Below are 19,301 nucleotides of genomic sequence, written 5' to 3' on the forward strand. Positions count from 1 at the left end.
GGTCAGCGCCGCATGAACGGCGGGACGTCCACCTCGTCCTCGACCGGCTCGGCCGGACGCGCCGCGGGGTTCCCGCCGACGGTCCCGTGCTGGGCCGGGGCCGACGTCGGCGAGGCCGGCGCGGACATCGGACCGCTCGGGACGGACGCGCCGTCGCCGCCGTGCTGGGTGTCGCCCTGGCGCGGGGCCGGGGCGGTGGGCTGCGCGGGCGGCAGCATCCCGGTCCGCTCCGGGGCGTGCGCCGTGGCGGGCAGGTGCGGCGTCGACGGCGTGGTGGCCGTGGTCGCCGCCCAGCGGGCCTGCCCCTGCGGGGCCTGCCCACCGGCCTGCTGCTGGTGCGGCTGGGTCTGCTCGACCTGCTGCGGCGGCGCGGCCTGCGGTGCGGGCTCGGCGGCCTTCTGGGTGGGGCGGTTGAACACCGACGGCTCGAGCTTCTTGTGGGTCGGCGTGCCGCCCTCGAAACCGGCCGCTATCACGGTGACCCGCACCTCGTCACCGAGCGAGTCGTCGATCACGGTGCCGAAGATGATGTTCGCCTCGGGGTGCGCGGCCTCCTGGACCAGCGACGCCGCCTCGTGGATCTCGAACAGGCCGAGGTCCGAGCCGCCCGCGATCGACAGCAGCACGCCCTGCGCGCCGTCCATCGACGCCTCGAGCAGCGGCGAGTTGATCGCCTTCTCGGCGGCCTGCACGGCGCGGCCCTCGCCGCGTGCGGACCCTATTCCCATCAGCGCCGACCCGGCCCCGGACATGACCGACTTGACGTCGGCGAAGTCGAGGTTGATCAGGCCGGGCGTGGTGATCAGGTTGGTGATGCCCTGGACACCGGAGAGGAGTACCTCGTCGGCGGAGCGGAAGGCGTCCATCAGCGAGACGCCGACGTCGCCGAGCTGCAGCAGCCGGTCGTTCGGGATGACGATGAGGGTGTCGCACTCGTTGCGGAGCGCCTGGATGCCCTCCTCGGCCTGCCCCGCGCGACGGCGCCCCTCGAAGGTGAACGGGCGGGTGACGACACCGATGGTCAGCGCGCCGAGCTTGCGGGCGATCGACGCGACGACGGGTGCGCCGCCGGTGCCGGTGCCGCCGCCCTCGCCCGCGGTGACGAAGACCATGTCGGCCCCCTTGAGGACCTCCTCGATCTCCTCGGCGTGGTCCTCGGCGGCCTTGCCCCCGACCTCGGGGTTGGCGCCGGCACCGAGGCCGCGGGTCAGCTCACGACCGATGTCGAGCTTCACGTCGGCGTCGGACATGAGGAGGGCCTGGGCGTCGGTGTTCACCGCGATGAACTCGACGCCCTTGAGGCCGACCTCGATCATCCGGTTGACGGCGTTGACGCCGCCGCCACCGATGCCGACCACCTTGATCACTGCCAGGTAGTTGTGCGGGGGCGTCATGCGCGGCACCTTCCAGTCGCTCGGGGTCCGGGGTTCGGGTGGGTCAAGCTCCGGGTGCCCCGGGCCTTCGGGTGCGCACGCTAAGTGGATTGCGGTGCCCGGGTCCAGCAGGCGCGCCGCACGACGACAACACCCCGCCCGGGTGGTTCGACCTCGCCGCCGGTGGAAACCCGCACGGTCGTCGGACGGTCACCCCCCGCAACCATCGGGCCGGGTGCGGCGGGTCAGCGCTGCCGGACGGTGACCAGCGACGGGCTGGAGACGTCGTAGACGGCGCCCTCGCGCTGCAGCACCGGCCCGAGGACCCGGGCCCGGGCGGCGGCCTGGTCGGTGTCCGACCACGGGCCCCACAGGACGCGCCGGTCCTCGGTGAGCCCCAGCTCGAAGGTGGATCCGCCCCCGCCGAGGGACAGCGTCTGCACCTGGTCGCGGACCGGGACCGGCAGTGCCTGCAGGACGCCGACCGCGGCGAGGGTGGCGGGGTCGTCCGGGGCGACGCGCGGCAGCTGGAGCCGGGGCAGCCGGACGTCGGGCGGGGCGTCGCGGTAGACGAACCCGGTGACGTCGACGAGCTTCGGTCCGTCCGGGGTGTCGAGCAGCGCGGCCGGGGTGCGTTCGGTCACGGCCACCACCAGGGTGTCCGGCCAGGACCGGTCGACCTCCACCGCGGCGACGCCCGGGATGGCCGACACGCGGGCGGCGACGCCGTCGGTGTCGACCGCGGCGAGCGGCACACCGGTCTGGTCGCCCGCGGCGTCCTCGACGTCGCGGACGGGGATCTGGCGGGTGCCGTCGACCCGCACGGTGGCCACCGGGGGGCCGTACCGGCCCAGCGCCCACCAGCCGGCCGCGGACACCCCGAGGAGCACGACGGCGGCGGTGGCCAGCAGGGCGACGAGGCGACGGCGCCGGTAGCGCGGGTCGCGGCTGCGGGACCGTTCGGCCGCGCGGGCCGCCGTGCGCTCCCGGACCGCGGCGGCCGCGCCGCGTCCGCTCCCCCGGCCCGCCGGTTCGGCCGCCTCGCCGGTGTCGGCGGCCCGGTCGTCGGCGTCCTCGGGGTCGTCGGGCTCGTCGTGGCCGTCGGCGGCGGGGGTCCCGGCGGCGGCACGGCGTTCGGCGGCGCGGCGCTCCCGGATGCGACGGGCGCGCTCGGCGGCGCGCCGCTCCTGCTCGGGGTCACGGCGGCCCGGCGAACGGGCACCGTCCCGGGCCCGGTCGTCGCCGGTGTCCTGCTCGTCGCTGCTCATCGTGCCCCCGCTGTGCCGCCGCCGTGTCGCGCGCTCACCCCTCGCCGGCGAGCTCCCGCAGGATCTCCGGCCCGAGCGCGGTGACGTCACCGGCGCCCATGGTGATCACGACGTCGCCGTCGGTCGCGAGCGCGGCGATCGCCGCGGGTGTCCGCTCCCACGAGGGGGCTCGGTGCACCCGCCCGGCCGGCAACGTCACCGCGTCGGTGATGAGCGCCGGACCGACGCCGGGTTCGGGATCCTCCCGGGCACCGTAGACGTCGAGCACCATCACCTCGTCCGCCAGCGACAGCGACGCGCCGAACTCGGCGGCGAACAGCCGGGTGCGCGAGTACAGGTGCGGCTGGAACGCGACCAGGACGCGGCCGCGTCGCCCGTCGCGGACCGGCGCGGCCTCGCGGGCGGCGCGCAGGGTGGCGGCGACCTCGGTGGGGTGGTGGGCGTAGTCGTCGTAGACCGACACGCCGCGGGCGCGGCCCTTGAACTCGAACCGGCGCTGCACTCCGCCGAACCCGGCGAGACCCTCCAGCAGCACGGCCGGGTCGGTCCCGACGGCGACGCCGGCGAGGAACGCGCCGAGCGCGTTGAGGACCATGTGCTCGCCCGGGACACCGAGGGTGAGCACGTGCTCGGCGTCGCCGGTGCGGAACCGTGCGCGGCAGCCGGTGCCGTCCGGGGTGAACTCGAGCAGCCGGGCGTCGTGCGGGCCGGTCGCGGTGCGGCCGTAGCGCAGCACGGTGACGCCCGACTCCTCCGCCCGTACCGCGACCTCGGCGGACCCCGGGTCGTCGGCGCAGGCGACGAGGGTGGCGCCGGGGACGAGCCGTTCCAGGAACCGCTCGAACACCGCCCGGTAGGCGGCCTCGTCGCCGTGGTGGTCGAGGTGGTCGGGCTCGACGTTGGTGACGATCGCGACCGACGGGGCGAACGCGGTGAACGAGCCGTCGCTCTCGTCGGCCTCGACGACGAACACGTCGCCGCTGCCGTGGTGGGCGCCCGACCCGGACACCGACAGGTCGCCGCCGATGGCGAACGACGGGTCGGCCCCGGCGTGCTGCAGGGCGACGGTGACCATCGACGTCGTCGAGGTCTTGCCGTGCGTCCCGGCGACGGCGACCAGCCGCCGTCCGTCGGTGAGCGCGGCCAGTGCGACCGCCCGGTGGACGACGTCGTAGCCGCGCTCGCGGGCGGCGGCCAGCTCCGGGTTGGTCTCCCGGATCGCGGTCGAGACGACCACGGTCGGCGGGGTCTCGCCGTCGTGGCGCAGGTGGCCGGCGTCGTGCCCGGTCTCGACGCGGGCGCCGAGCGCACGCAGCGCGGTGACCGTGCGGGAGTCCCGCGCGTCGGACCCGGAGACGGTGGCCCCGCGGGCGAGCAGGATCCGCGCGATCCCGCTCATCCCGGCGCCGCCGATCCCGATGAGGTGGACGTGGTCGGAGAGCACGCTCACCGGCCCGCCACCTCCATGACGATGCGGGCGATCTTCTCGTCGGCCTCGCCGTGCCCGGCGGCGCGGGCGCGGCGGCCCATCGCGAGGGCCAGGTCGGGGTCGGTGAGCATCGGCATCAGTTCGTCGATCGCGCGTTCACCGTTCATGTCCTCGTCCTGCACGAGCTTGCCGCCCCCGGCCTCGACGACCGGGCGGGCGTTGAGCGCCTGCTCACCGTTGCCGTGCGGCAGCGGCACGTACACCGCGGGCAGCCCGACGGCGGTGAGCTCCGCGACGGTGGTCATGCCCGACCGGCCGAGGACGACGTCCGCGGCGGCGTAGGCGAGGTCCATCCGCTCGATGTAGGGCACCGGCACGTAGCCGGGCCGCGGATCGGCGGGGGTGCCGTTCTTCCCGTACGCGTGCAGGACCGAGATGCCCCGCTCGGTGAAGGCGGGCAGGGACTCGGCGACCGCGTCGTTCAGGGTCCGGGCGCCCTGGGAGCCGCCGAAGACCAGCAGCACCGGGCCGTGCGGCGGCAGGTTGAAGTACGTCCGGGCCTCCGGCCGCAGCGACGCCCGGTCCAGGGTGGTGATCGAGCGGCGCAGCGGCATCCCGACCACCTCCTCGTTCGCGAGCCCGGTGCCGGGCACCGCGACGCAGACGGCGGAGGCGAACCGCGCACCGACCTTGTTCGCGAGCCCGGCGCGGGCGTTGGCCTCGTGCACGACGATCGGCACCCGGCCGCGGGCGCCGAGGTAGGCGGGCAGCGAGACGAACCCGCCGAACCCGACGACGACGTCGGCCTCGGCCGCCTCGAGCACCTCCCGGACCCGCTTCACCGCGCCCCGGACGTTGCCGGGGAGCTTGAACAGGTCGGCGGTGGGCTTGCGGGGCAGCGGCACCGGCGGGATCAGCTCGAGCGGGTAGCCGCGCGCCGGGATCAGCTGGGTGTCGAGGCCCTTCTCGGTACCGAGCGCGGTGACCCGGGCGCCCGGGACGAGCCGCCGGATCGCGTCGGCGACGGCCAGCGCGGGCTCGATGTGCCCGGCCGACCCGCCCCCGGCGACGACGACCGACAGGCCGCCCCGCGCCGGCGCCGGCGCCTGCTCCCCCGCGGGTCGCGTGGTGGCGGGGCCGAAGGTGCGGGTCGCGTCGGGGCCCGTGGGTCCGGGCACGCCGGTACCGGGCACGCCGGGACCGGGCACGCCGTCGCCCTGCGGGTTCTGCTGCGGGCCGTTCGGCTGGGGGTCGGGTCCCTGGGGGCCGGGTCCCTGAGGGCCGGGTCCCTGGAGGCCGTGGGGCTGCGGGCCGCCGGGGCCCTGGGGGTCACCCGGGCCCTGCGGTCCGGGTGCGACCGGGCCACCGGGGCCCTGCCGGCCGGGTGCACCGGGGCCGCCGGGGCCGTACGGCCCGGGGGTGCCGGGGGCGGCCGGACCGAACCCGCCCGGGCCGACCGGGCGGAACGGGCCGGTTCCCGCGGGACCCGGGCGGCCGGGGCCCGCGTACCCGGGCCCCTGACGTGCGGGGCCCTGCTGACCCGGCGCCTGCGGACCGGGACCCTGCGGACCCGGGCCGGCGGTACCGGGGCCCTGCTGTCCGGGGCCCTGCGCTCCGGGGCCCTGCTGTCCGAGGCCCTGCTGCCCGGGGGCGGCGGGGTGGTGCGGGCCGGTGCCGGTCAGGGCGTTCGGGCCCGCCGGGCCGGGACGCCCGAACTGCTGCGGGCCGGGACCACCGGGGAGCGGGCCGGGGCCGTGCGGACCGGCGCCGGGACGTCCGGGCGCGTACGGACCGGGGGCGAACCTGCCGTGCGGCGGGACCGGGCCACGGGGGCCGGTCGCCGACAGCGCGCCCGGCTCGGGCCCGCTCTGCGGACCGGTGGCGGTGACGCCGGCGTGCTCACGCTCGCCGGGCTGCGCCGGGCGCTGCTGGGCCGACGGGGGCCGGGCCTGCTGCCACCCGGTGCCCGACGGCCCGTCCGCCGAGGCGGCGGCCGGGAGCCCGGCGGCGTCGCCCGCGGGGTGCGCGACGGTCGGCGGCTCGCCGGCCGCCTGCTCGCGGCGGGCCGGGGTGGATCCGGTGGACTCCGGACCCAGGGTCGCCGGGCCGGGCCGCCGGGGCTCCTGCGGGCCGGGCTGCTGCGGGGTGGCCCGACCGGGGTCGGTCGCCGTGGGGTCCTCGGCCGCTGCGGTGCCCCGGCCGTCGGCGACGGGCTGCGGGCCGGTCCCGGCGTCCGGTCCGGTCGTGTCGACCGGGTCCGGGCCGGTGGCGGCGTCGCTGCGGCCGCCGGGGGCCCGGGTGCCGTCGGTACCGGCGCCGGAGGGCGCAGCACCGTTCACGCCGGCGCCGTGCGGGGCCGCCGCGTGCGGTCCGGTGGTGTGCGGCGTGGCGACGGTGGGTCCGGTGTCCGTCGTCGGCGCGCCGGGGACGTGCGGCCCCGGACCGGCGGGTGCGGGGCCGTCCTCCCCCGGGCCGGTGCGCGGCACGCCGTTCATCGGGGCGCCGGTCGAGCCGTGGTCCGCGGGCGCCGGGCCGCTGCGTGCGGCGCTCCCGCGGGGGGTGAACAGGTCGTCGGCCGCGCCGGGACGCGACGGCATCGCTCCGGGCGGCACCGGTCCCCCGGGCCGGCGGCGCGGCAGGCCGCCCGGCTGCTGTCCGGCGTCGTCGGCGGAGCGCGGTGCGCCGTTCAGGCCGCGCGGCCCACCGTCGGGGACGACGCCGTCCGGGCCGTGGGACACGCCGTTCGGGCCCTGCGGAACGCCCTGGTCCCCGCCCTCGGCGGCGCCGCGCGGGACACCGTTGTGCGGGACACCGTTGTGCGGGGCGCCGTTCTGGGGGGCGCCGTTCTGCGGGGTCCCGTTGCGCGGGACACCGTTGTGCGGGGCGTCGTGGCGGTCGGCACCGTTGCGCGCGACGCGGTTCCGCGGGACGTCGGTGCGCGGGCCGTCGTGACGGTCGGCGCCGTCGGGCCCGAGGTCCTCGTGCGCGGCGCCGTTCGCCGGCCGGGCCGCGCCGCGGTCGCCGTGCGCGACGCCGTTCGTCCCCTGCGGCCCGTCCCCGCTGCGCGGGGCGGCGCCCGGGCGGCGGGACTGCGCGTGCGGGTCCCACCCGGTACCGGGCAGCCGCTGCGGACCACGCGGACCCGGCTCCGCGGAGGGCTGCGACGCGGGGACCTGCGCCGACGGGGACTCCGGAGCAGCGGAGGCGCCGAACAGGTCGGCACCCGACGGGGACTCAGTGGGCCAGGCCGGGCGACCGCCCGTGCCACCCGCCCCGTCCGGGCCGCCGAAGACCACACCGTCCGGCCGGACCTCGTGGGGCCCGGGAGCGCGGCCGCCCATGGTCGGACGCCGGCCGGGCTCCCGGCCCGAGCCGGTGCCGTCGTTCCCGCCGGTCTGATCCGTACCCGTCACGCTCTCGTGCCCCTTGCGTCGTCCGTCGTGTCCGCTCCCACTCCGGTGGGAGCGCCCTAACGCGCCGCCCACCGCGACACCGGTGCCGGTGCGCGGTAGGGCTGCGGCAACGGCAGGCGCAGCAGCTTCGCCAGCCGCCCCTGCCCGTCCTTCCGGAGCGCGGCGACCGCCTCCGGCTCGTGCCGGGCCGCGTTCGTGAGCAGCCCGAACAGGAACATGGTCACCACCAGCGAGGTACCGCCGGAGGAGATCAGCGGGAGCTGCAGCCCGGTCACCGGCAGCAGTCCCACGACGTACCCGATGTTGATCGACGCCTGCACGACCAGGCCCGCCGTCGACGTCGCGACGACGATCCGCAGCCACGGGTCGGTGTTGCGGGCGGCGATCCGCATGCCGGTGTAGGCCAGCGTCGCGAAGAGCGCGAGTACCGCACCCGCCCCGACCAGGCCCAGCTCCTCGCCGATGATCGCGAAGATGAAGTCGTTGTGGGCGTTGGGCAGGTAGTCCCACTTCGCCCGGCCCTGGCCGAGGCCGACGCCGAACAGGCCGCCGTCGGCGAGCGCGTAGAGCGCCTGAGTCGCCTGGTAGGCGGGGCCCAGCGGGTCCGCCGACGACGACAGGAACGCCGTGATCCGGCTGGCCCGGTACCCGGCGGTCAGCCCGAGGATCACCGCGCCGGCCAGGCCGCCGCCCGCGATCAGCGCGAGCAGCTTCACCGGGGCGCCGCCGAAGTACAGCAGCGCGAACATGATGATCCCGACCGAGATCGTCATGCCGAGGTCGGGCTCCAGCACGAGCAGCGTGAAGATCACCAGCGTCACCGGGACGACCGGGTTGAGGGCGTGCTTCCAGCGGTGCATCACCGCGCGGCGGGCGGCGAGCACGTGGGCGCCCCACAGCGTCAGCGCGATCTTCACGCCCTCCGACGGCTGCAGCGAGACCGGGCCGAACGCGAACCAGGACCGGGCGCCGCCGCGCAGCGCGCCGATCCCCGGGATCAGCACCAGGACCAGCGCGACCAGGCCGATGATCAGCAGCACCGGTGCCGCGGCGCGCAGGCGGCGCGGGGGGACCCGCAGGCCCACGTAGAACAACACCAGCCCGACCGCGCAGAACATCAGCTGCCGGGTGAACACCGAGTACGACGAGCCGTCGCCGACCGACGACGCCGACAGCACCATCACCAGCCCGAACAGCGTCAGCAGCCCGAAGACGCCGAGGATCAGGTGCAGCGAGGTCAGCGGGCGGCGCAGCCAGCGCCGCAGCCGCCGCACGGCCCCGCGGGTGCCGGTGACGGCGGCCTGGCCGAGCGTGCGGTCCGGCGCGGCCGGGCTCACCGGGACACCCCGGCGGCGGCCAGGCCGGCGACGGCGGCGGCGAACGCGTCGCCGCGGTGGGCGTAGTCGCGGAACTGGTCCATCGAGGCGGCGGCCGGGGCGAGCAGCACGACGTCGCCGGGGCGGGCCAGGCCGGACGCGCGGCGGACCGCGGCCGGCATCGGGTCCTGCAGGTCGGAGGGCGCCATCGGACCATCGTGTCCCGGCGCGACCTCCTCGACCGGGAGGCCGGGCGCGTGTCGCGTCAGCGCCTCGACGATCGGTGTCCGGTCCGTCCCGATCACGACGATCCCCGCCAGCCGGTCGGCGTGCGCGGCGGCGAGCAGGCCGAGCTCGGCCGGGTCGACGCCCTTGAGTAGCCCGCCGACCACCCAGACGGCGCGGGCACCGGGCCGCCGCGCCGCGACGGCGGCCAGCGCGGCCCCGGCGGCGTGCGGGTTGGTCGCCTTGGAGTCGTCGAGGTAGGTGACACCGGCGTGCTCGCCGGCCGGGGCGCTGCGGTGCGGGCCGGGGGTGAACGCCGCCAGGGCTGCGCCGATGTCCTCCGGGTCGACACCGTGCGCGCGGGCCAGCGCGGCGGCGGCGAGCGCGTCGGTGACCCCGGGCGGCCCCGGGGGGACGACGGCGTCGGCCGCGAGCAGTGCCCCGCCGCCGAACGCGCGGTCGGTCAGCACCCCGTCGGCGACGCCGAGCTGGTCCGGTCCGGGCGGGCCGAGGGTGACCCCCACGCGTCGCGGTGCCGGGGACTCCCCGAGCAGCCGTGCGGCCACCGGGTCGTCGATCCCGCCGACCGCGACGTCGCCCAGCAGCGCGCGCGCCTTGGCCGCGGCGTAGGCGTCCATCCCGCCGTGCCAGTCCAGGTGGTCCTCGGCGACGTTGAGCACCACGCCCGCGGCCGGGCGCACCGACGGCGACCAGTGCAGCTGGAAGCTCGACAGCTCGACCGCGAGCACCGCGTGGCCCGCCGCGACCGCGGTGACCACCGGGTGGCCGATGTTGCCGCAGGCGACGGCGTCCACCCCGGCGCGCGCGAGGATCGCGGCGAGCATCTCGGTGGTGGTGGTCTTGCCGTTGGTGCCGGTCACGACCAGCCACGACGGCGGCGTGTCGCGCAGCACGCCGAGCCGCCAGGCGAGCTCGGGCTCCCCGATGACCTCGACGCCGAGCCCGGCGGCCTCGGCGACCAGCGGGTGGTCCGGCCGGCGCCCCGGCGAGGTGACGACGGTGCGGACCCCCTCGGGGATCCCGCCGCCACGCCACGGCTCGACGCCGTCGGGCAGCGCGGACAGCGCGTCGGCGCGGTCGTCGGACAGGAGCACCCGGGCCCCCGCGTCCACCAGGGCCGTCGCGGCCGCGAGACCGGAGACGCCGGCCCCCGCGACCAGGACGGGGTCCCCGCCGAACGGGCCGCTCACCCGGAACCCGACATGGACAGCCACTCGGAGTAGAAGATGCCCAGCCCCATCGCCGCGCAGATCGCGGCGAGCAGCCAGAACCGGATGATGACGGTCGTCTCGGCCCATCCGGCGAGCTCGAAGTGGTGGTGGAACGGCGCCATCCGGAACAGCCGGCGACGCGAGGTGCGGAACACGATGATCTGCAGCGACACCGACAGCGCCTCGACGACGAACACGCCGCCGATGACGACGAGCAGCAGCTCGGTGCGGGTCACCATGGACAGCCCGGCGAGCAGGCCGCCCAGCGCGAGGGACCCGGTGTCGCCCATGAAGATGCGGGCCGGGGCGGCGTTCCACCAGAGGAACCCGATGCAGCCGCCCATCGCGGCGGCGGCGACCAGGCCGACGTCGAGCGGGTCGCGGACCTCGTAGCAGCCCGCGGTCGCGGCGATCGCGCAGTTGTTGCGGAACTGCCAGAACGCGATGATCACGTAGGTGCCGAGCACCATCGCGGCGGTACCGGCGGCCAGGCCGTCGAGGCCGTCGGTGAGGTTCACCGCGTTCGACCAGGCGGCGACGATCAGGTTGCACAGCAGCACGAACCCGACGACGCCGAAGCTCAGCACCGTGATGTCGCGGACGAACGACAGGCTCTCCGAGGCGGGCGCGAGGTTGCGCTCGTTCACGAAGCGCACCGCGAGCACACCGAAGATCGTCGCGGTCAGGACCTGGCCGACGATCTTGGAGGTCTTGTTCAGGCCGAGGTTGCGCTGGCGGCGGATCTTGAGGAAATCGTCGAGGAACCCGACGACGCCCAGCGCGGTGGTCAGGAACAGCACCAGCAGCGCCGAGGCCGTGATCGGCTCCCGGGTGAACGCGTGCGAGCCCAGGTAGCCCACCCAGATGGCGAGCAGGATCGCGACGCCGCCCATCGTCGGCGTACCGCGCTTGGACTGGTGGCTCTGCGGGCCCTCCTCGCGGATCTCCTGCCCGAAGCCCTGCCGCGCGAAGAAACGGATCAGGTACGGGGTGAGCAGGATCGACACCGCGAGCGCGAGACCCGCGGCCAGGAACAGGCCCCTCACCGGCACACCAGTCCTTCGGTCGTCAGCAGGCCGGCGGCGAGCCGCTCCAGCCCGGCGCTGCGGGAGGCCTTGACCAGCACGACGTCGCCGGTCCGGGTCCGCTCCCGCAGCAGGGTCAGGGCGGCGGGCACGTCGGCGACGTGCTCGGCGCCGGGCCCGTAGTCGGGTGCGCCGACGGCGACCACCCGGGCCCCGGCGGCGCGGGCGTTCTCCGCGGCCGCGGCGTGCTCGGCGGCCGCGCCGTCCCCGATCTCGGCCATCGGGCCGAGCACCGCCCAGGCCCGGCGTTCCGGACCGGCGATCTGCCCGAGCGCGGCGATCGCGGCGCGGACGGACTCGGGGTTGGCGTTGTAGGCGTCGTTGACGACGGTCACCCCGTCGGCGCGGTCGGTGACCTCCATCCGCCAGCGCGACGCCGGCGTCGCGGCGGACAGCGCCGCCGCGATCCCGTCCGGGGTGCCGCCCAGCTCGAGGGCGACCGCGGCGGCGGCGAGGGCGTTGGAGACCTGGTGCTCCCCCACCAGCCGCAGCGCGACGTCGGCCGACCCGGCCGGGGTGACCAGCCGGAACGACGCCCGGCCCGCGGTCAGGGCGACGTCGGTGGCCCGCACGTGCGCGTCCGCCGCGCGGCCGAAGGTGACGACCCGGGCGGGGGTGCGGGTCGCCATGGCGGCGACCAGCTCGTCGTCGGCGTTGAGGACGGCGACGCCGCCCCGGCCGCCGGGCAGGTCACCCGGCGGCAGCGCCTCGACGAGCTCGCCCTTGGCCGTGGCGATCGCGGCGCGGGACCCGAACTCGCCGAGGTGGGCGGAGCCGACGTTGAGCACGACCCCGATCCGCGGCGGCGCGACCGCGCACAGCGCGGCGATGTGGCCGATCCCGCGGGCGGAGAACTCCAGCACGAGGTTGCGGGTGCCGGCGTCGGCGCGCAGCGCGGTGTACGGCGTGCCGAGCTCGTTGTTGAACGACTCCGGCGGCGCGACGGTCGGCCCCAGCGGGGACAGCACCGCGGCCAGCAGGTCCTTGGTGGAGGTCTTGCCCGCCGACCCGGTCACGCCGACGACGGCGAGCCCCGGCAGGGCCCCCAGCACGTGCCGGGCGAGGCGGCCCAGCCCGGCCAGGACGGCGGCGCCGGTCCCGTCGGGGTCGACCGCGCCGAGGTAGGTGTGGCTGTCGCGGACCTCGACCGGCGGCACGACGACCGCGGGGGCGTCGACCTCGCGGCCCGCCAGCACCGCGGTCGCACCGCGGGTGACGGCCTGCGCGGCGAAGTCGTGGCCGTCGGCCCGCTCCCCCGGCAGCGCGAGGAACAGCCCGCCCGGCCCGATCCGCCGGGAGTCGAACTCGACGGCGGTGACCGGCGCGGCGGCGGTCTCCTCGTCGATGCGGTGCAAGCGGCCGCCGGTCACGGCCGCGATCTCCGCCGGCGTCATCTCGATCATCGCCCGCTCGCCTCCACCGGTCCGATCTGTCCTCCTGCCCGTGCGCGGTCCGTGCCGGGTGCCGGCACGCCCTGCCCCGTCGCCCCGCGGCGCGTCACGTCGCCGCCCGGATCGCCGCCACCAGCTCGTCGGTGTCGTCGAACGGGTACTTGACGCCGTTGATCTCCTGGCCGGCCTCGTGGCCCTTGCCGGCGACCACCACCGCGTCGCCCGGGCGGGCCGAGCGGACCGCGTAGACGATCGCGCTGCGCCGGTCGCCGATCTCGATGACGTCACCGCGGGCGGGCTCGCCGAACGCGCCGTCGAGCATCGCGCGGCGGATCGCGCCGGGCTCTTCGCTGCGGGGGTTGTCGTCGGTCACGACGAGCACGTCGGACCGGATCGCGGCGGCGGCGCCCATCAGCGGGCGCTTGCCGGTGTCGCGGTCCCCGCCGCAGCCGAGCACGGTGATCACCCGTGCGTGCGGGCGGACCTGGCGGCGCAGCGCGTCCAGCAGCGCGGCGACGGCGGCCGGCTTGTGCGCGTAGTCGACCACGCCCAGCCAGGGCTGACCGGCGTCGACGCGCTGCATCCGGCCCGGCACCGACGCCCGGGCGAACCCGGCCGCGGCCACCTCGGGGTCGATCCCGTCGGAGTCGAGCACGGCCAGCGCGACGAGCGCGTTCGCGACGTTGTAGCGGCCGGGCAGGCTCAGCGTGACCGGCACCGCGAGCCCGCCGGGGCCGACCGCGGTGAAGGTCTGGGTGCCGTCGGGGTGCGCGGTGAGGTCACGGACCGTCCAGGTGGCGTGCGCGCCGCGCGGGTCGGAGGAGACGGTGACCGCGTCCCGGTGGCGGGCCGCCAGCCGGCGGCCCCACTCGTCGTCGACGCAGACGACGCCGTGCCGCGCGGCCTCCACGCCCGCCCCGCCGCCGCCGAACAACCGGGCCTTGGCCTCGAAGTAGTCGGTCATCGTGGGGTGGAAGTCCAGGTGGTCCTGGGACAGGTTGGTGAAGGCCCCGGCGGTGAACCGGGACCCGCCGACCCGGCCGAGCGCGAGCGCGTGGCTGGACACCTCCATGGCCACGTCGGTCACGCCGGCCTCGACCATGACCGCGAACAGCGCCTGCAGGTCCGGCGCCTCGGGGGTGGTGAACGCGCTGGGCAGCGCCCGGGCCGGGTGGCCGGGGACCTGGACCCGGGTCCGCACGGTGCCGAGCAGTCCGGTGGCCCGCCCGGCGGCGGTCAGGCCCGCCTCCAGCAGGTGCGCGACGGTGGTCTTGCCCGAGGTGCCGGTCACCCCGAGCACCCGCAGGCGGGCGGTGGGCTCGCCGTAGACGGCGGCCGAGACCGGGCCGAGGACCTCGCGCGGGTTCGGGTGCACCAGCACCGGGAGCCGGGAGTGCCGGATCTCGGCGCGGTCCGCGCCCGCGGCGTCGGTGAGGATCGCGCCGGCGCCGGCGGCGATGGCCTGCGCGGCGAAGTCGGCGCCGTGGGCGCGGGCGCCGGGCAGCGCCGCGAACAGGTCGCCGGGGCGCACCGAGCCCGCCCGCAGGGTGGCGCCGGTGACGGTGTGCGGTCCGGCCGCGGGGTCGAGCAGCGGGCCGGGCCCGCTGCCCGCGGTGCGCGGGTTCAGCTCGGCGCCGGCGAGCCGCCCGAGCAGGGCGACGTCGACCGGGCGCACCTGCGACGGGCGGTCCGGCAGCGACTCGAGGGATCCCGCCACGTCACCCGTCCCCGTCCGGTCGCCCTGCACACCACCCGGCCCGCCGCCGAGCGCGGACCCGCCGGTGCTCCGGGAGCGGGCGGTGGCTGCGGTGTGGAGGTCGGGCACAGGGCCGGAGGTTACCGACCGGCGCGGGCCGCCCCTCGTCCCGGTCAGGCGCCCGCGACCGCTCGCGGAGGCGGTCGCGGCGGGCGGCGGAACGTCGACCGGCACACGGCCGTCCGACGAGCCGGATACGGCCATCCGGCGCAGGTTCCGGGCCGGTGGGCGGCTCGTCGGGCGGGGTGCACGGCGGCCCGGCCGGCACCCGTACGGGTGAGCAGCGGCCGGGACCGTCCGACGCAGCCGGACCGCACCCGGCCGCGCCGTCACCTGATCTGCAGGGTCTGCACCGGCTGCGGCACGGTCTGGACCGGCACGGCGTCGCGCTGGGCCAGGTAGGAGGCGATGTCGTGGAACAGCGGCGCCGCGCTCGTCCCGCCCTTCGGGGCGTCGAGCATGATCCCGATCACGAACCGCGGGTCCTGGGCCGGGAGCATCCCGGCGAAGGTGATCCAGTACTGGGAGCGCGAGTAGGCCCCGGTCGCCGGGTCCACCTGCTGGGCGGTGCCGGTCTTGCCCGCCACCTCGTAGCCGGGCACCGCGGCGGCGGGCCCGGTGCCGGACTGGCCGTGCGCCTTCTGGGTGACGGCGGTGAGCATCGTCCGCAGCGTCTGTGCGGTCTGCGGCGACATCACCTGCACCGGCTGGGGGGCCTCGGTCGGCACCCGGACGCCGTCCGGGCCGGTCGTCGCGGCGATGATCCGCGGCGGGACGCGGACGCCGTCGTTGGCGATGGCCTGGTACATCCCGGCCATCTGCAGCACGGTCATCGACAGGCCCTGCCCGATCGGCAGGTTGCCGAAGGTGGAGCCGGACCAGGTCGCGCGGGCCGGGACCCGCCCGCCGCTCTCGCCGGGCAGCCCGACACCGGTCTTCTGCCCGATGCCCATCTTCGCGAGCATGTCCGAGAAGCGGTCCTCGCCGACCTTCTGCGCGGTCATCAGGGTGCCGACGTTGGAGGACTTCGCCAGCACACCGGTCAGCGTGTACTGGTCGACGCCGTGCTCCCAGGCGTCCTTGATCGTGCGGTCGGCGACCTCGATGCTGCCGGGCACGTCCAGCACGTCGTCGGGCTTGGCGACGCCGGCCTCCAGCGCGGCGGCCATGGTGACGACCTTGTTGACCGAGCCGGGCTCGAACGGCGTGGTGACGCCCTTGTTGCCCAGCGAGTTCGGGTCCGCGGACAGCAGCTGGGCCGGGTCGAACGAGGTGTTGTCGGCGAGCGCGAGCACCTGCCCGGTGGCCCGGTCGAGGACGACGGCCGAGCCGCTGCGCGCGCCGGAGCGCCCCGCGTAGTCGGCCAGCATCCGCTGCACCTGGAACTGCAGGTCGGAGTCGATCGTCAGCTGCACGTCGGAGCCGGACACCGCGGCCTGCTCGGAGCGCACGCTGCCGGGGATGACGGTGCCGCTGCCCTCGGCGGTGTCGGCGATCTGGAAGCCGTCGCGACCGGCGAGCAGCCCGTCGTCGGAGGACTCCAGACCGATCCGGCCGATCAGCTTCTGCGCGTCGGCGCTCCAGGTCGCGGCGCCGATGATGTTCGAGGCCAGCGTCCCGTTGGGGTACTGGCGCGCCTCGCGGCTCTCCTCGGCGATCTCCGGGAACTGCGTGCGCAGGTCGCGGGCGGGCCCGGGGTCGACCGCGGTGGCCATCACGACGTAGCCGCGGTCGCTGTTCAGCGCCCGCTTCAGCTCCTCGGGGTCCCCGTGGGTCACCGCGGCGACGGCGTCGGCCATCCGGTTCTTGTAGGCGACCGCGTCCGCGCCCTTGGTGGAGTTGATCAGGCGCGGGTTGGTGACGAGCGCCTTGGACTCGGTGGAGAACGCCAGCACCGCGCCGTTGCGGTCACTGATCGCGCCGCGCTCGGCCGGGATGACGATCCGGCTGGCGCGCTGCTTCTCCGCGTCCGCGGTCAGCGTGCCCGCCTGCACCGTCTGGACGACCACGAGCTTCGCCCCGGACACCAGCAGCAGGGCGGCCAGTGCCACCCAGGCCAGGCGCAGCCGGAACCGCGGGTCGTCGGCCGGGGACCGGCGCCGACCGCCCCGCGGACCCTGCCCCCGCGGCCGGGGGCGCGGCGGCGCGTAGACCATCAGTTCCCGCCCGCCGCCCGGGTGTCGGCCGGGACCTCGTGCTCGGTGCCCTCACCGGCACCGGCGGCGCCACCCGCGGCGGCGCCCGGAGCGGCGTCACCGCCCTCGGCGGCCGGGTCGGTGGTGGCCGCGCCCGGCTGCTGCGCCTGCGGCGCGGGCGGGGCCTGCGGGGCCGGTGTGTCGGCGGCGGGCGGGGCGGGCGGCGCCGCGGCGACGGCGGCACTCGGCTCCCCGACGACGTCGACGCGTCCGTCCGGTGCGACGACCAGGCGTGCCGGGTCGGTCACCCGGACCATGCCCTGGGCCGCGGCGCGGTCGGCGAGCGAGCCGGGGCTCTGCAGCACCGTGACCTCCTTGCGGAGCGCCTCGGACTGCTCGGTGAGCGACGCGGTCCGCTCCCGGGCCGCCTGCAGCGAGTAGGAGTCGGCCGCCGCGGCGGTCGACAGCCACAGCGTCGCGATCAGGCCCGAGACCAACAGGACCATCACGACCAGCACGAACTTCGCGCGGCCGGTGTTCTCCCTGGCCGCGCTGCGGCGGCGCTGGTCGGCCACCCGTCGGGCGTCGCCGGGGCCGCGCTGGGCCGGGATCCGCGGGGGTGCCGCGGTACGACGGCTCTGGCGGGTGTCGGGCCGCGCCCGGCCACCGCCCGGGGTGCCCGGGCGCTCGATGACGGGTGTGCTCATCGGGGGTTCCTGCCTCTCCGCCGTGCCGGTACTGCCTGCGTGCTCGGGTCCGTGCCACGGGTGCTCACGGCCCGTCCTCCACGCGTTCCGCCGCGCGCAGCCGCACCGGGGCGGCCCGCGGGTTGCGGGCGATCTCGGAGTCGGACGCCTGCTCGGAGCCCCGGCTGAGCAGCCGGAACTCCGGTCCGTGTCCGGGAAGCTCCACCGGCAGGTCCACCGGGGTCCGCGAGCGGACGCGCTCGGCGAGCACGCGCTTGGTGATCCGGTCCTCCAGCGAGTGGTAGGACAGGACGACGATCCGCCCGCCCGGGGCGAGCGCGTCCAGCGCCGCGGGCAGCGCGTCGCGCAGCACCTCGAGCTCGCGGTTCACCTCGATGCGCAGGGCCTGGAAGGTCCGCTTCGCCGGGTGCCCGCCGGTGCGCCGGGACGCGGCCGGGACCACGCCGTAGAGCAGCTCGACGAGCTCGGTGCTGCGGGTGAACGGGCGCTTCTCCCGGGTCCGGACGATCGCGTTGGCGATCGGTCCGGCGAACCGCTCCTCGCCGTACTCCCGCAGGATCCGGCGCAGCTCGCCGGCGGTGTAGGAGTTCAGGACGTCGGCGGCGGTCGGCCCGGTGGTCGGGTCCATCCGCATGTCGAGGTCGGCGTCGCGGGAGTAGGAGAAGCCACGGGCGTCCTCGTCGAGCTGGAGCGAGGACACGCCCAGGTCGAACAGGATGCCGTCGGCGGCGGGCACGCCCGCCTGCTCCAGCGCGCCGGCGACGTCGTCGTAGACGGTGTGCACCCGGTGCAGCCGGTCGGCGTAGGCGGTGAGCCTGCGGCCCGCGAGCTCGAGGGCCTGCGGGTCGCGGTCCATGCCGACGACGGTCAGCCGGGGGTGCGCGGCCAGCAGCGCCGCCGCGTGGCCGCCCATGCCGAGGGTGGCGTCCACGTAGACGGCGTCGCGGTCGCGCAGGGCGGGGTCGAGCAGCTCGGAGACGCGCTCCAGCAGGACCGGGGTGTGCCGGTCACCGGGCGCGCGCTCGTCGCGCGGGGTGGCGCCGTCGCCGGAAGTACCGTCCACGTCCCACCCCCCGGTGCGCCGTCCGTCCCCGTGTGGTGCGTGCGTGTCGTGCGGGCCGCCCGTCCGGCGGCCGTCCCCGGTCCCGGCCACGGGGGCCGGGACCGGGAGGGTCGATGTCCGTGGGTGTGGCGTGCCGGCTCCCACAACCGGTCCGCTCCACGCCCGAAGACGCGCGGGCTCCACCTCGCCACCCGAACTCCCCAGTCGGGGTGGGCGCCGGCGCCGTCCCCACCCGGGGGCCGTGCCGACCGGACCTGGCACCGGGGAAGGTGTGCCAGGGCCGGGCGATCACGGCACCCGGGTCGGGGCGACGACGGTGGTGTCGTCCGCTGTCGGTCGTGCTGTCCTGCTCAGGTACTGCCGCCGTCCGTCGTCCCGCCCGCCAGCGGAACTCAGAACAGCCCGGGCAGAACCTCCTCCTGGGCCTTGGCGAACTCGTCCTCGTGCCGCTCCTGGTACTCCTGCCAGGCCTGCGCGTCCCAGATCTCGGCGCGCGTGAACGCGCCGATCACCACGCAGTCCTTGGACAGTCCGGCGTACCGGCGCAGCTCGGACTGGATCGCGATCCGGCCCTGGCCGTCGGGGTTCTGCTCGTCGGTGCCCGAGAAGAGGTTCCGCTGGAACACCCGCGCCGACTCGTTCGTCAGCGGGGCCGCGGCGATCTTGCGCGCCATCTCGGTGAAGGCGTCACGGGTGAACACGTAGAGGCAGTGGTCCTGCCCTTTCGTGATCATGCAGCCGCCTCGCAACTCGTCGCGGAATTTTGCGGGCAGCGTGAGCCGCCCCTTGTCGTCCAGCTTCGGGGTGTAGGTGCCGAGGAACACCGACCCCACCTCCACCTGGGACCCCTGTTCGCCCCAGCGATCACCACACTACCCCACACTCACCCACCGTCAACCCGAGACGGG

Annotated in this window: 13 protein-coding genes; all 13 read right to left on the bottom strand. The window is 76.7% G+C overall.

The annotated features are described in order from the left end of the window. Positions 1 to 2 precede the first annotated feature (2 nt). Positions 3 to 1,394, bottom strand: coding sequence for a cell division protein FtsZ (gene ftsZ, locus KPL60_RS10200; RefSeq protein ID WP_226365648.1), 1,392 nt, complete (start codon positions 1,392 to 1,394; stop codon positions 3 to 5). 224 nt (positions 1,395 to 1,618) lie between these two features. After that, a complete protein-coding gene (locus KPL60_RS10205) occupies positions 1,619 to 2,641 on the bottom strand; it encodes a cell division protein FtsQ/DivIB (RefSeq protein ID WP_226365649.1) in 1,023 nt (340 codons plus the stop codon). Between the two features lie 34 nt (positions 2,642 to 2,675). Further along, on the bottom strand, positions 2,676 to 4,040 hold the full coding sequence (gene murC, locus KPL60_RS10210; RefSeq protein WP_374228662.1) for a UDP-N-acetylmuramate--L-alanine ligase: 1,365 nt from the start codon (positions 4,038 to 4,040) through the stop codon (positions 2,676 to 2,678). Positions 4,041 to 4,087: 47 nt separating this feature from the next. Continuing rightward, complete coding sequence (locus KPL60_RS10215; protein WP_374228663.1) at positions 4,088 to 5,248, bottom strand: glycosyltransferase; 1,161 nt, start codon at positions 5,246 to 5,248, stop codon at positions 4,088 to 4,090. Between the two features lie 2,291 nt (positions 5,249 to 7,539). After that, the gene (gene ftsW / locus KPL60_RS10225) at positions 7,540 to 8,820 is read right to left on the bottom strand and encodes a putative lipid II flippase FtsW (RefSeq protein WP_226356227.1); all 1,281 of its coding nucleotides are present in this window, start codon (positions 8,818 to 8,820) and stop codon (positions 7,540 to 7,542) included. After that, entirely contained in the window at positions 8,817 to 10,235 is a 1,419-nt protein-coding gene (murD, locus tag KPL60_RS10230; RefSeq protein WP_226365651.1) for a UDP-N-acetylmuramoyl-L-alanine--D-glutamate ligase, read from the bottom strand. Before murD ends, ftsW begins: the two co-directional genes overlap by 4 nt. Continuing rightward, positions 10,232 to 11,302: a phospho-N-acetylmuramoyl-pentapeptide-transferase gene (mraY, locus tag KPL60_RS10235; RefSeq protein WP_062404548.1), complete on the bottom strand. Its 1,071-nt coding sequence runs from the start codon at positions 11,300 to 11,302 to the stop codon at positions 10,232 to 10,234. Before mraY ends, murD begins: the two co-directional genes overlap by 4 nt. After that, positions 11,299 to 12,744, bottom strand: coding sequence for a UDP-N-acetylmuramoyl-tripeptide--D-alanyl-D-alanine ligase (murF, locus tag KPL60_RS10240; protein ID WP_226365652.1), 1,446 nt, complete (start codon positions 12,742 to 12,744; stop codon positions 11,299 to 11,301). The genes mraY and murF overlap by 4 nt, the downstream gene beginning before the upstream one ends. A 94-nt stretch (positions 12,745 to 12,838) precedes the next feature. Next, on the bottom strand, positions 12,839 to 14,449 hold the full coding sequence (locus tag KPL60_RS10245) for a UDP-N-acetylmuramoyl-L-alanyl-D-glutamate--2,6-diaminopimelate ligase (RefSeq protein WP_374228664.1): 1,611 nt from the start codon (positions 14,447 to 14,449) through the stop codon (positions 12,839 to 12,841). 368 nt (positions 14,450 to 14,817) lie between these two features. Continuing rightward, entirely contained in the window at positions 14,818 to 16,644 is a 1,827-nt protein-coding gene (locus KPL60_RS10250; RefSeq protein ID WP_226365653.1) for a penicillin-binding protein 2, read from the bottom strand. Beyond that, a complete protein-coding gene (locus KPL60_RS10255) occupies positions 16,644 to 17,330 on the bottom strand; it encodes a septum formation initiator (protein WP_226365654.1) in 687 nt (228 codons plus the stop codon). The genes KPL60_RS10250 and KPL60_RS10255 overlap by 1 nt, the downstream gene beginning before the upstream one ends. A 64-nt stretch (positions 17,331 to 17,394) precedes the next feature. Beyond that, complete coding sequence (gene rsmH / locus KPL60_RS10260; RefSeq protein ID WP_062404542.1) at positions 17,395 to 18,393, bottom strand: 16S rRNA (cytosine(1402)-N(4))-methyltransferase RsmH; 999 nt, start codon at positions 18,391 to 18,393, stop codon at positions 17,395 to 17,397. A 392-nt stretch (positions 18,394 to 18,785) separates the two neighbouring features. Further along, positions 18,786 to 19,217, bottom strand: coding sequence for a division/cell wall cluster transcriptional repressor MraZ (gene mraZ, locus KPL60_RS10265; RefSeq protein ID WP_043276508.1), 432 nt, complete (start codon positions 19,215 to 19,217; stop codon positions 18,786 to 18,788). Positions 19,218 to 19,301: the final 84 nt, after the last annotated feature.

The sequence above is a fragment of the Pseudonocardia sp. ICBG162 genome (genome assembly GCF_020496225.1).
Taxonomy (GTDB): Bacteria; Actinomycetota; Actinomycetes; order Mycobacteriales; family Pseudonocardiaceae; genus Pseudonocardia; species Pseudonocardia alni.

What these genes read in the sequence shown, in the direction of transcription:
- KPL60_RS10255 (WP_226365654.1), bottom strand. Translation starts at nt 17,330, where the DNA reads ATGAGCACACCCGTCATCGAGCGCCCGGGCACCCCGGGCGGTGGCCGG.
- KPL60_RS10205 (WP_226365649.1), bottom strand. Translation starts at nt 2,641, where the DNA reads ATGAGCAGCGACGAGCAGGACACCGGCGACGACCGGGCCCGGGACGGT.
- KPL60_RS10250 (WP_226365653.1), bottom strand. Translation starts at nt 16,644, where the DNA reads ATGGTCTACGCGCCGCCGCGCCCCCGGCCGCGGGGGCAGGGTCCGCGG.
- ftsZ (WP_226365648.1), bottom strand. Translation starts at nt 1,394, where the DNA reads ATGACGCCCCCGCACAACTACCTGGCAGTGATCAAGGTGGTCGGCATC.
- murC (WP_374228662.1), bottom strand. Translation starts at nt 4,040, where the DNA reads ATGAGCGGGATCGCGCGGATCCTGCTCGCCCGCGGGGCCACCGTCTCC.
- murF (WP_226365652.1), bottom strand. Translation starts at nt 12,744, where the DNA reads ATGATCGAGATGACGCCGGCGGAGATCGCGGCCGTGACCGGCGGCCGC.